This is a genomic window from Cupriavidus phytohabitans, from assembly GCF_000426345.1.
Lineage (GTDB): Bacteria > Pseudomonadota > Gammaproteobacteria > Burkholderiales > Burkholderiaceae > Cupriavidus.
Map to the genome: position 1 here is coordinate 100,590 of NZ_AUFE01000017.1, position 11,638 is coordinate 112,227.

At 61.3% G+C, this 11,638-nt stretch carries 9 protein-coding genes; 6 read left to right on the forward strand and 3 right to left on the reverse strand.

Annotated features, from left to right (window positions below; all coding sequences use genetic code 11):
• Positions 1 to 385 precede the first annotated feature (385 nt).
• Positions 386 to 1,228, reverse strand: coding sequence for a universal stress protein (locus K309_RS0115125; RefSeq protein ID WP_029047209.1), 843 nt, complete (start codon positions 1,226 to 1,228; stop codon positions 386 to 388).
• Between the two features lie 62 nt (positions 1,229 to 1,290).
• Positions 1,291 to 2,649 (reverse strand): MBL fold metallo-hydrolase RNA specificity domain-containing protein, encoded by a 1,359-nt coding sequence (locus K309_RS0115130; RefSeq protein WP_029047210.1) that lies wholly within the window; start codon positions 2,647 to 2,649, stop codon positions 1,291 to 1,293.
• Positions 2,650 to 2,879: 230 nt separating this feature from the next.
• On the opposite strand from K309_RS0115130, the gene K309_RS0115135 reads away from it, so the two are divergent.
• Entirely contained in the window at positions 2,880 to 5,591 is a 2,712-nt protein-coding gene (locus K309_RS0115135) for a cation-translocating P-type ATPase (protein ID WP_029047211.1), read from the forward strand.
• Between the two features lie 120 nt (positions 5,592 to 5,711).
• Here K309_RS0115135 and K309_RS0115140 read toward each other — a convergent pair whose 3' ends face one another.
• On the reverse strand, positions 5,712 to 6,176 hold the full coding sequence (locus tag K309_RS0115140) for a universal stress protein (protein ID WP_029047212.1): 465 nt from the start codon (positions 6,174 to 6,176) through the stop codon (positions 5,712 to 5,714).
• Between the two features lie 267 nt (positions 6,177 to 6,443).
• On the opposite strand from K309_RS0115140, the gene K309_RS41720 reads away from it, so the two are divergent.
• The 5 genes from K309_RS41720 (at position 6,444) to K309_RS0115160 (ending at position 11,209) form a co-directional block, all read left to right on the forward strand.
• A complete protein-coding gene (locus K309_RS41720; RefSeq protein WP_156914374.1) occupies positions 6,444 to 6,719 on the forward strand; it encodes a hypothetical protein in 276 nt (91 codons plus the stop codon).
• 25 nt (positions 6,720 to 6,744) lie between these two features.
• Positions 6,745 to 7,692 carry a lactate/malate family dehydrogenase gene (locus K309_RS0115145; RefSeq protein ID WP_029047213.1) on the forward strand — a complete coding sequence of 316 codons (948 nt, stop codon included), beginning with the start codon at positions 6,745 to 6,747 and terminating at the stop codon, positions 7,690 to 7,692.
• 50 nt (positions 7,693 to 7,742) lie between these two features.
• Positions 7,743 to 9,221 carry a DASS family sodium-coupled anion symporter gene (locus K309_RS0115150; RefSeq protein ID WP_029047214.1) on the forward strand — a complete coding sequence of 493 codons (1,479 nt, stop codon included), beginning with the start codon at positions 7,743 to 7,745 and terminating at the stop codon, positions 9,219 to 9,221.
• Positions 9,222 to 9,350: 129 nt separating this feature from the next.
• On the forward strand, positions 9,351 to 9,773 hold the full coding sequence (locus K309_RS0115155; protein WP_029047215.1) for a DoxX family protein: 423 nt from the start codon (positions 9,351 to 9,353) through the stop codon (positions 9,771 to 9,773).
• Between the two features lie 329 nt (positions 9,774 to 10,102).
• Entirely contained in the window at positions 10,103 to 11,209 is a 1,107-nt protein-coding gene (locus K309_RS0115160; RefSeq protein ID WP_232232395.1) for a hypothetical protein, read from the forward strand.
• Positions 11,210 to 11,638 lie beyond the last annotated feature (429 nt).

The window sequence follows — 11,638 nt, forward strand, 5'->3', positions numbered from 1 at the left end:
AAGCTCCCGGTGCCCTTCGACGCCAGCCTGCAAGCCGAAAGCCAGCGCTACAAAAAGGGCGACTACGCCACTGCCGATCGCTATGTCGATAGCATAAGAGCGCGGACTCTCGAACGCTGAGAACGGAGCCTTATCTTTGGGGGCGAATGGGTTAGTCACGCAACGCGCATAGTCCCGCCCGATTCCGGGCTTCTTGATCACTTCTGAATTGAATATAGAGCGACGACGCCGACCCGCAAGCCAAAACACAGAAATTGGCTTGGGAAGCCGTTGGGTTATGTTGGCAACCCATCCCTTGGACTAGCTGGCAGGATGTTAGCCAAACGGCATCTCCCGCCGCGTCCACAAGCGCACTGACCGTTGCCCGCGCGGCAGCGGTCCCCCCTCAGTGCGACATGAACACCGGAAACTCTGACTGGCGCAGCAGTGCACGCGTGGTTCCACCCAGCATTAGCTCCCTCAGCCGAGAACGGCCATAGCCACCGGCGATCAACAGGTCGGCCTGCATCCTGCCCGCAAGTTGCAGCAAAACCTGGTCGGGGTCGCCCTCCCCGACAAGAAGATTGGCGTGGATGCCATGGCTGGCCAGCCATGCTATCAACCGTTGCGCGCTTTCACGGTAGGCCTCACCCTCAATGGCAGCGCCATACTTGTCCGTGCTGACAATCAGGACGGACACAGCGCTGGCAAGCGCAAGCCATGGCAGTGCGTCTGCTACCGCCCGCGCGGCTTCCCGGCTGCCGTTCCACGCGATCGCGACTCGGCCACCGAAGCCCGGGCCGGCTACGCCCGGGACCAGCAAAATGGGCCGACCGGCATTGAGCATCGCATACTCGGCAACCCCCGCCAGCAACGCCGGCACATCCGCATCCGCCGATGGCGGGCCGGGCAGGATGATATCGGCGAAGCGTCCCTCGTCGGCAAGTGCCCAGCCGGACTCACCGTCGACAACGATGTGCCGGGTGGGAATGGCCGGCGACACCTGCCCGGTCAGCGTGTCGAGTGCTTCCTTGTGACGGGCAACCAGCTGATGCAAGTGACTCGCGGCAAGCGCGGCGTATTTCCCGGCTTCTTCGCCTGCCCCGCGAAACGGTTCGAGGTAAGTTCCGGTCGCTGTCAGTCCCGTCACGTTGCCACCAAACTTTTCGGCAATCCGTGCAGCCGTTTCAATGCGTGCCGACCGGGCAGAATCATCGCTGAGGTCGACGAGGATGGTCTTGAAGTCCATGACATGTTCCGGGAATTGGCCAAAAGTTGCGAAAAAACCATACTGCAGCAGCCAGCGCTGGATCAATCGAGCGGATATGACTGCCGATACTCCGGCATGGTGACCGCCCAGCGCAGGTCGCGCTCGATGTGCTGGCGTAGCGCATCGCTTGCCTGGGGCTCGCCGTGCACGACAAACGTGCGCCGCGGGGCCTGCTGAAAGCCGCCAAGCCAGGTCATGAGTTCCGCGGCATCGGCATGTGCGGACAGGTTCTCCACCTGCTCCACCGACGCATGCACCGCGATGTCCTTGCCATGGACGCGGATGTCGCGCCGGCCTGCGGCCAGGGCTGCGCCTCGCGTACCAGCCGCCTGGAAGCCGGAAAGCAGGATGGTGTTGCGAGGGTTCGGCCCGTAGGCGGCTAGATGGTGGACCACGCGACCGCCGGTTGCCATACCGCTGCCGGCCAGAATGATCTTGGGACTTCGGTCGTGGTTCAGCCAGATCGACTGCTCCATGCTCTGGACCGGGGTGGCGAGATTGCAGGCCGCGGCGCATTCTTCGCGGCTGATGCGTAGCTCTTCCGGATGCAGCGAGAAGATCGTGGTCGCGTCGATGGCCATCGGGCTGTTGAGATACACCGGCACGTCGGGGATTCGCTTGAGTTCGAGCAGGCGGTGCAGGCAGTAGAGCAGGCTCTGCGTGCGCCCCACCGCGAAAGCGGGGATGATCAAGCTGCCCCCGCGGCCAATTGTCCGGCAGACGATTTCTCCGAGCACGTCGAGCGGATCGCTGTCCGGATGCCGCCGGTCACCATAGGTCGACTCCACCAGCAGGTAATCCGCCTGACTAACCATCTCCGGCGCGCGCATCACGACGTCCTGCTGCCGCCCGAGGTCGCCCGAGAAGACGATGCGCTTGCCCTCGACGAACAAGGTGACGATAGCTGCCCCGATGATATGGCCAGCCCGGGCGAACTCGGCCTCTACGCCGGGCACTACCTGGAACCGCTTGCCAAACTGCACAGGCTGGAACTGTCGCAGTGCGCGCATAGCGTCGGTCGGGGTGTACAGGGGCAATGCGGGGTGGTGGCGCGAAAAACCCTTGCGATTGGCGTAAGCGGCATCTTCTTCGGCCAAGTGGGCGCTGTCAGGCAACAGGATGCCGCACAGCTGCGCGGTGCCCATAGTGCAGTAAACGCTACCGCGGAAGCCGTTGCGCACCAGCAGCGGCAAATACCCGCTGTGGTCGATGTGGGCATGGGTCAGCACCACGGCGTCGAGCTTGGCCGGATTGAGCGGCAGGGGCTCCCAGTTGCGCAGGCGCAAGGTCTTGTAGCCCTGGAACAGGCCGCAGTCGACCATGACCTGGTAACGGCCGGTATCGAGCAGGTACTTGGAGCCGGTGACCGTATCGGTCGCGCCGAGGAATTGCAGTTGCATGCTGGTGTCCTTTGACGCTTGCACGAAGCCGTGGCGCCTGCGCGGCTGCCGCTGGCCGATACGACCAGTCTAGGAGGCGGGCCGGGGTGGCGGTTGATCCGGATCAACCGTGCAGGACCCGCGAGTACCTACGCTTGAACAGTGTCGGCACCGCCCACCGCGCAGGCGTACGTGCACGGCCCACAGACTTGCGCACGCGTGGTTCCGCGCCGAGCAACTTGGGAGACCTCATGCAAGATCGCTCCAGCGCGCTGCACGCGGACCATCCCCAAACCAACGAAGAAGAAGGTTCCCGGGATGGCACCCACTCGGCTCACATGCCGTCCGGGCTGACCACTGCTCAGGCTCTTGTCCGGCTGTCCGAGTTCGGCCGTAATGTGCTGCCGCGGGCGACCCCCAGGTCGGTCATAGCAGTATTTCTGCGCCAGTTCCTTAGCCCACTTATTTACATCTTGCTGGCCGCGACAGTCGTGTCGCTCGTATTGGGTGACATAAAGGACGCACTTTTCATCGGGGCAGTCCTATTGATAAACGGTGTCATTGGCACCGCCCAGGAACACACGGCCGACAAAGCGACAGTGGCGCTGCGCAAGATGGAACAGCCCCGTGCCACGGTGATCCGGGACGGCGTGCAACAGGAGATCGACGCAACCACGCTGGTTCCGGGTGACCTCGTGGTGCTGGAAGCAGGTGCCCGAGTGCCCGCCGACCTGGAAGTGGTCTGCGCCATTGACCTGCAATGCGATGAATCCCTCTTGACCGGCGAATCGCAGCCTGTACGCAAAGTGTTGGCATGTGCCGAACAAGGATCTTTCGGAGGTGCGCAGCGGTGTTTGGCGTTCGCCGGCACGGTGGTGATCCGCGGCAGGGGCCATGGCATCGCGGTGGCAACCGGCGCGGCCACTCAAGTCGGCAGGATTGCCCGGGAACTCGGACGCGAATCCATGTCGCAGCCGCCGTTGATGCTCCGGCTCAAGCGGTTTTCTCGACTAATCGCGGTGGCTGTAGGCGTGGCTGTGGCGCTGCTGGTTGCGGTGGGAGTATTGCGCGGAATGGCATTGCGCGAACTGTTCATGATGTCAGTCGGACTGGCGGTGAGCGCGATTCCCGAAGGGTTGCCTGTCGCCATCTCGGTGGCGCTGGCGATCAGTATTCGGCGAATGGCAAAGGCCAACGTGATCGTGCGCAAGATGCCAGCGGTGGAGTCGCTTGGCTCTTGCACAATGATCGCCACCGACAAGACCGGTACGCTGACCATGAACGAGCTTGTCGTCACAGATATCCGGCTTCCGGACGGCACGGCCTTGTCCTGCGACGTCGGGCACGACTTGGACCACGGCACGATCCGCGCCGCCGGCACCACCGACCAGGAAGCGAGAACGCGGGTAGCGGCCCTCCTAAGGGCCGCCGCGCTGCCGAACGAGGCGCAGCTATCCAGGGAACGCGACGGGTGGACCGGCACGGGGGACAGCGTGGACGTGGCGCTGCTGGCGGCGGCGCACAAGGGCGGCACGGTAGCCGATGAGATTCGACAGCGATACCCCTTGGTTGCCCGCATACCTTACGAGCCAGACCGACGGTACGCGGCTTCGTTCCACCGGCACGGAGAGGCGATCCGGGTGTTCGTCAAGGGCGCGCCCGAGACGCTGATCGCCATGTGCGACCACGCGGATGTTCGCGGCCACGTCGTGCCGATCCTACGCGAGGCACTGCTTCGGGAACAGAAAGCGCTGGCCGCGCAAGGACTACGCGTGCTGGCGTTCGCAGAAGGCACTATTGATGCAGAGCCGGATGAGTCCTATGGACACGGGCATCTGGTCAACCTGACCTTTCTAGGGATGGCCGGCATGAAGGACCCGGTTCGTCCGGAGGTTCCGGAGGCTATCCGGCGATGCTTCCGCGCCGGCATCGACGTGGCGATGGTGACTGGCGACGATCCGCTGACGGCAAGCGCCATTGCCGCACAGGCGGGGCTGCGCTTTACCTCGGATCAGGTCGTGACAGGTGAGCAAGTGCGCCACGCTGAGAGCGAAGGGGCGCATGGACTCGACCAGCTGACCCGGCGTGCGCGCGTCTATGCCCGCGTCACTCCGGACCAGAAGCTATCCATTGTTCTGTCGCTGGCAAGAACCGGCCATTTCGTGGCGGTCACGGGCGATGGTGTCAACGACGCTCCTGCGCTCAAGCACGCGCACGTCGGTGTGGCCATGGGCCGAAAGGGAACTGAAGTGGCGAAGGAAAGCGCAGACATTGTCCTCACCGATGACAACTTTGCGTCTATCGTCAACGGCATCCGTGAAGGCAGAGTGGCGTACGCGAACATTCGCAAAGTCATCTTCATGGTGGTTTCCACAGGCGCGGCCGAAATGATCCTGTTTCTGCTGGCGATTCCCCTGGGCATGCCGATGCCATTGCTGCCGGTTCAGTTGCTGTGGCTCAACCTCGTGACCAATGGCATCCAGGACGTGGCGCTAGCTACCGAACAGGCGGAAGGCGATGAACTGTCGTATCCGGCGCGCAAGCCCCAGGAATCGATCTTTGACCGCGTTATGATCCGCCGCATCTGCTACTCGAGTCTTGCCATGGGCGTGGGCGGATTCGCAATTTTCTTCTGGCTGCTCGAAAACGGTTTCCACGTCGACGAGGCACGCAACCAATTACTGCTGCTATTCGTGTTGTTCGAGAACCTGCAAACCTTCAACAGCCGTTCCGAGCGCCACTCCGTGTTCCGTCAAAGTGTCTTCGCCAATCCGATGCTTGTGGTCAGCGTCCTGACCGCCCAGTCCATACATATCGCGGCCATGTACACCCCCGGGCTAAACGACACGCTTCGCCTCGCACCTGTTTCGGCTATGACGTGGGCCGTCCTGTTGTCTCTCGCGCTGACGTTGACGTTGGCGGTGGAGCTGGACAAATGGTGGAGCCGGAGGCGTTTACGCTGATTGCAGCGAATTCCAGGCTATCCAGACGGACCAGCTGGCGCTCGACAAGCGCTTCAATGTCGGCAGGATCGAGTTGACGGTCATGTTTGCAATTGCCAGGAATCATCCTCCACGCCAACTTCAGGCAATGCCGGACGGCTGCCCGCCGCCTTCGAGGTTGCGCAGGGGTACGAGCACAACCGGTATCGGTGCCTGAGCAAGCACTTTCGCCGCAATGGATCCCATGACGGCCGACAGGAACGCGCCCCGTCCATGTGTTCCCATCACAATGGCATCGGCGTGGCAGCTTTGCGACAGGTTCACGATTTCATTCGCTGGCTCTCCGATGCAATGATGCTCTGTCACGTAGCAACGATCGGCCTGTAGCAGCGGGGCGATCGCGATGAACGCATCATGAGCCGCTTCGCTTGCCCATTGCATCATCTGCTCTCTTGTGAGATAGGCTCGCGGGCGGCCAGTGATCTCAGGAAGAACGTGGACAAGGTGTATATTCAGCGGGCGTTCGAAGACCCCCGTCGACATTAGCGCTCGAGCCGCTGCAATGCTATAGGCTGATCCGTCGCTGGGAAGCACGACTGTGGTCATAGCAACTGCCCTCCTTCCGCCTACACCCCGATCTCTGATTGGCCGGGGCCGTCATTCAATCCTACGTGGCCGTTTGAATGCGTAGTTGATTGCTATCAAGCTGAAATCTGGAAGGCAAGGCTTAATAGGGTTGCGCCGAGCAGATCCCCTTTGGCCAGCTTTCTTGTCTCAACCAGAAGGGTGACCTGGCCCTCCTCGCACTTTGTCTGTGGGCATTTTCCATATTATGTTCGTCAAGTCGGCAATGTTTCCCCCTACCAGGAAAGAATGACACGCCACTTCCGCCACGGTGGCTCAGGATCGCACGTCTCCTGCTTCCGGAAAACCGGAACTCGCCGGGCGCCGCGGCCCTCGCTCAGTACTTCCGATTCGCTTTACCTACTGGCCCACGACGACATCGATCATCCCGCAGTGCGTCACTTTATTGCAAAGGCCTGCGAAAAGAGGCTCTCTCGACTCGTCGCGGAACAGCTAGAAATATTATTTGATATGGAACAAGAGGGGGAGATCCTCGCGCGCTTCAATACATTCAAGCGCACCTGAAGACAGGGTCGAAAGGAGGCTTGCCATGCGGCAACCGAAGATTGTCATTGTCGGCGCAGGCCTTGTCGGCGGCTCCGCGGCCCTGTTTGCGGCCGTGACCATCCCAAGCGCAGAGATCGTCATCATCGATGTTGAGCAAGTACGGGCCGAAGGCCAGGCGCTGGACCTGGCGCACGCTGCGGCATTCTGGGGCCACAATCGCTTCTACGCCGGTGATTACGAAAACGCGCGCGACGCGGACATTATCGTGATCACTGCAGGCGTCGGCGTGAAGCCCGGGCAGACCCGCCTGGACTTGGCCAGAACGAATGCTGGCATCGCCTCGGAGATCGTGGCTCGCATTGCACCATTAGCCCCGGATGCAATTTACGTCATCGCGGCCAACCCTTGTGATGTACTGGCCGGTGTCGTCTTTGACCGGCTGAACTGCGCGCGGGAGCGTGTCATCAGCACCGGTACTTCCCTCGACACCGGGCGACTGCGGTCGCTTCTCTCCGAGCGGCTGGGCGTCGCGGCACCTGGGATTCATGCCTACGTTCTCGGCGAACATGGCGAATCCGCGTTGATCGACTGGTCCAGCGCGACAGTCTCCGGCATGCCCCTCGAAACGTTCCTGGCCAGGACCGGCAAAGAACTCGGGCCTGCCAGCCGCGACCTGATCCTGCGCTCCGTACACGAGGCGGCCAAGCTCATTAAGGAAGGCAAGGGCGCTACCCATTATGGGATCGCCAGTGCGATCGGGCGGATCTGCCAGGCCATCGTCCACAACACCGACCTCATCCTCACGGTCGGCATCGTGCATGCCGAAGTCGAAGGGGTGCCCGAGGTTTGCCTGTCACTGCCGATGCTGATCAACGGCAACGGCGCACAGCTACTGGCCTATCCGGAACTCGATCCCGCCGAGCGCGAAGGCCTGCAGCGCAGCGCGCGGATCGTCAAGGAGGCAACTGACAGCGTGCTAATGGACCGGTAAGGACATTGCGCACGCTGCGGACTCAGGACATCGCCGCCAGGAGGTTGATCATGGATGTAGCACCCGTCAAGGCTCCCCCGCCTGCAAGCTCCCCGGCCACAAGACCAGCGGCACCGGCCGGCCATCTCAGGAATCTCTGGAAGTTTCTGGTTCCGGTGGGCATCGGCCTCGTGCTCTGGTTCGTGCCGGCGCCAGCTGGCCTCGCGTTGAAGGCGTGGCACATGTTTGCGGTATTCGTTGCCACCATCGCCGGCATCATGACCGCCCCGCTGCCCATGGCGGCGGTCGCCATCATCGGCGCCACGGTGGGCGTGCTGGTTGGCGTGGTGTCCTTCGCCGATGTCACCAGATCTACCGGCACGGACCTGGTCTGGCTGGTGATGCTCGCCTTCTTCATTTCCAGGGGTGTGATCAAGACCGGGCTGGGGCGTCGCATTGCACTGCTGTTCATGCGGCTGCTCGGCAAGCGAACCGTGGGGCTGGGCTACGGCCTGGCCATGACCGAACTCATGATCTCGCCCGCCATGCCAAGCATCACGGCCCGCGCCGGCGGGGTGATGCTGCCGATTACCAAGGCAATCGCGGAAGTCCTTGGCAGCCATGCCAACGACCCGGAAACCCGCGGCAAGGTGGGAAGCTATCTGATCCTCTGCGCCTTCCACGCGAATATCATCACCGCTGGCATGTTCATCACGGCGATGGCCGGTAATCCCCTTTCAGTCAAGCTGGCCGCAGACCAGGGCGTCTCGATCAGCTGGCTCGACTGGGCGGTGGCCGCCTCGGTCCCCGGTTTGGTATGCCTGGCGATCATTCCCATCGCCATGTTGTGGATTGTCCAGCCGCAGATCCGCCAGACACCCGATGCGACGGCTCTGGCCCAAAGGGAACTCGTCGCCCTGGGCCCTATCTCCGCTAAGGAGATCATCATGGGAGGCATTTTCCTTGGCTTGCTGGTGCTCTGGATTTTCGGTGAGGACCTGGCCATCAGTGCAACGCTGGCGGCGGCTCTCGGGGTCTCGTTGTTGTTCATCACCGGCGTACTGACCTGGGACGATGCCCTTAACGAGAAGTCCGCCTGGGACACCATGATCTGGATCGGCCTGCTGATCATGCTGGCCTCCAAGCTCAATGAGTACGGCATGGTTTCCTGGTTCGGCAAGGAGTTCGGGGCACATCTCGAGGGCTTCCACAGGCTGGCCGTCTACATGCTGGTGGCGGCCATCTACTGCTATGTTCACTACTTCTTCGCCAGCGCCACGGCACATATCAGCGCCCTCTTCCCGCTCTCGATGGCGCTAATGGTCGCTGCCGATATCCCGCCGTTCACCGCCGCGGTCGCCCTCGGCGTCCTGAGTAATGTCAACGGTTGTCTGACCCAATATGGGATCGGCTCCGGTCCGGTCATGTTCGGCGCCGGTTACGTCACCCAGGGGCAATGGTGGAAGGCTGGCTTCTTGATGAGCCTTATCTACATGTTTGTCTGGCTGGTCATCGGCCCGCTTTGGTGGAAGTTCCTTGGGCATGTATGAGACGGCCCTGGCAAGGAAACGGAGCCGGCGCCACCATTGGAAACCGGGTCCTTGCCTGCCGATCTGTACAGTCACACTGCTGATAGATAAGCAACACCCACGGGCGCAGTTTTATCTCGGAGAAATGCCATGGCCATGACCACTATACCGCTCGAGCCCACGATCGTTTCTAGAACGTATTCTGTCGGTCGTGCCCTTCTTGGCTCTCTTTTTTTATTCTCGGGATTATTGAAGATTGGCAGCTTCAGCGCCTATTCCGCGTGGATTGCCAGCGCTGAACTACCGAGCCCGGTCGTGCTGCTGGTGCTGACCATCGTAATAGAAATTGGTGGCGGACTTACCCTGATCTCGGGCTGGAACGCGAGGTTGGGCGCGCTGCTTCTTGCACTGTTCCTGATACCCACCACCATCATCTTCCACGGATTCTGGCGCGCGGATCCAGCAGACACCCTAAACCAGCTTAACCATATTCTGAAGAATGTCTCAATCCTGGGCAGCATGTTGATTGTATTCGCCGTCGAATCGTCACGTATGCAAGCAGGCGCCCCGTAGCCGCCATGGCCTCGATTCCACCAATTTGCTCTTGATCAAGTTACGCCATCCATGCACTCCTAGATTGATTAGAAGAAAGCTATGCTCGCCCGTGCCGGCGAGTTACCAGACCCTTGTGCCTCAGCGTGCACAGGATGGGGCTGCACCACCGCGCAGTTTCCTGAGGCTGAGTCGCTATAACCGGTGAAACGAACGTGAGTCGCACTCGGAGCCTCGGATTTAATCGACGTCAGCCCACCTCGGCTTCCGGCGACGATATTCTGCGAAATCGGCAGGATTTTTCGCTGGTTCTCGGAGGGCCCCTCTATCAACTCCTGCGTCGGGCACACTTGTCCGACGATGCACTGCTTCTGGTGCGCCAGCGCATTGTGTTCATCTCTCTGTTCGCGTGGTTGCCACTTCTGTTGCTTTCCGCGTTCGAAGGGACCTTGTTGAGCAAAGGCGGGACGGTGTCGTTCATGATGGACATAGAGGGCCACCTCCGCTTTCTTGTGGCGGTGCCTATGCTGATCGCCGCGGAACTGGTCGTGCATCAGCGCCTGCGCGGCATCGTGAATGCCTTCCTGGAGAGGAATCTGATTCCGGAAGCCGCCATGGCGCAATTTGACGCTGCCGTGGGCGCCGCATACCGGCTGCGCAACTCCGTAGTTGCGGAAGCTCTGCTGGTGGTTTTCGTATATAGCGTCGGCGTACTGGTCGTTTGGCGGCATTACACCGCGCTACAGGCGGCCACATGGTATGCGACGCCCGCGGCCGGGCATTCAAGACTCTCGCTGGCTGGCATCTGGTACGGCTACGTGAGCCTACCGCTTTTCCAGTTCCTGTTAATCCGCTGGTATTTCAGGCTATTCATCTGGATGCGGTTTCTGTGGCAGGTGTCACGGATCAGGCTCAGCCTCATACCGACGCACCCGGATCGCGTCGGCGGTCTCGGTTTCCTGGCCAATACGGTCTATGCTTTCGCACTGCTTCTTGCCGCGCATGGCGTGATGGTCGCCGCCAATCTCGCCAATCGCATCTTCTTCCTGGGCGCCGCATTGCCGGAGTTCAAGGCGGAAATCGGCGTGATGGCTGCCTTCCTGCTTGCGGTGGTGTTTGGCCCGTTACTGGTATTCGCGCCCCAACTTGCCCAAGCCAAGCGCAAAGGGCTGAGCGAATATGGAACTTTGGCCGAACGGTATGTGCGCGCGTTCGACGTTAAATGGCTGCGCGGTGGCGCACCTGCGGACGAGCCCCTGGTAGGAAGTGGCGACATTCAGTCGCTCGCCGATCTGGGCAATAGCTATGAAGTGGTGCGCGGCATGCGCCTCGCGCCCATCACTCGGGATGCCATCGTGCAACTCTCGGTGGCCATACTCATTCCGATAGTCCCGCTCGCACTGACCATGATGCCCCTGGAAGAACTACTGAAGTACTTATTCGGATTATTATTCTAGACTTCGCCTACCTGAGCGACGATTCGCAATAGAGGGCCATCACACTCGCACGGGCTTACATGTTTGCGCCGTTTGATCCGCAGCAAATCTGTTTGAGATCCGGATACTAGTATTTTCTAACGAGGCTCTGCCTCAGACCGACGAGTAGTACGGGTGACTGCGGAGCGCTGAGGGGGTAAGGTGGCTCCGGTCGAGCCGGCTGGGACAAGCCCAGCGATGTACGAGCTCGAAGCTCAATGGGGTCCGAAGACCCCGTGGACGACCGGAGCCAGACATGACGGTACCACACAGTGTGTGCGATGTTCTACGCGACCACGTCGTGCTCGAAAGCGAGTGCATCGACCGGATGTACCTCAACGTGTACGTGCCGCAGTTGCAGCGCGTAGGCGGCGTGGTGTGGTACCTGCGCGGCCACCTCGGTCAGCGCTT

What these genes read in the sequence shown, in the direction of transcription:
- K309_RS0115145 (WP_029047213.1), top strand. Translation starts at nt 6,745, where the DNA reads ATGCGGCAACCGAAGATTGTCATTGTCGGCGCAGGCCTTGTCGGCGGC.
- K309_RS0115155 (WP_029047215.1), top strand. Translation starts at nt 9,351, where the DNA reads ATGGCCATGACCACTATACCGCTCGAGCCCACGATCGTTTCTAGAACG.
- K309_RS0115125 (WP_029047209.1), bottom strand. Translation starts at nt 1,228, where the DNA reads ATGGACTTCAAGACCATCCTCGTCGACCTCAGCGATGATTCTGCCCGG.
- K309_RS0115140 (WP_029047212.1), bottom strand. Translation starts at nt 6,176, where the DNA reads ATGACCACAGTCGTGCTTCCCAGCGACGGATCAGCCTATAGCATTGCA.
- K309_RS0115150 (WP_029047214.1), top strand. Translation starts at nt 7,743, where the DNA reads ATGGATGTAGCACCCGTCAAGGCTCCCCCGCCTGCAAGCTCCCCGGCC.
- K309_RS0115135 (WP_029047211.1), top strand. Translation starts at nt 2,880, where the DNA reads ATGCAAGATCGCTCCAGCGCGCTGCACGCGGACCATCCCCAAACCAAC.
- K309_RS0115130 (WP_029047210.1), bottom strand. Translation starts at nt 2,649, where the DNA reads ATGCAACTGCAATTCCTCGGCGCGACCGATACGGTCACCGGCTCCAAG.
- K309_RS41720 (WP_156914374.1), top strand. Translation starts at nt 6,444, where the DNA reads ATGACACGCCACTTCCGCCACGGTGGCTCAGGATCGCACGTCTCCTGC.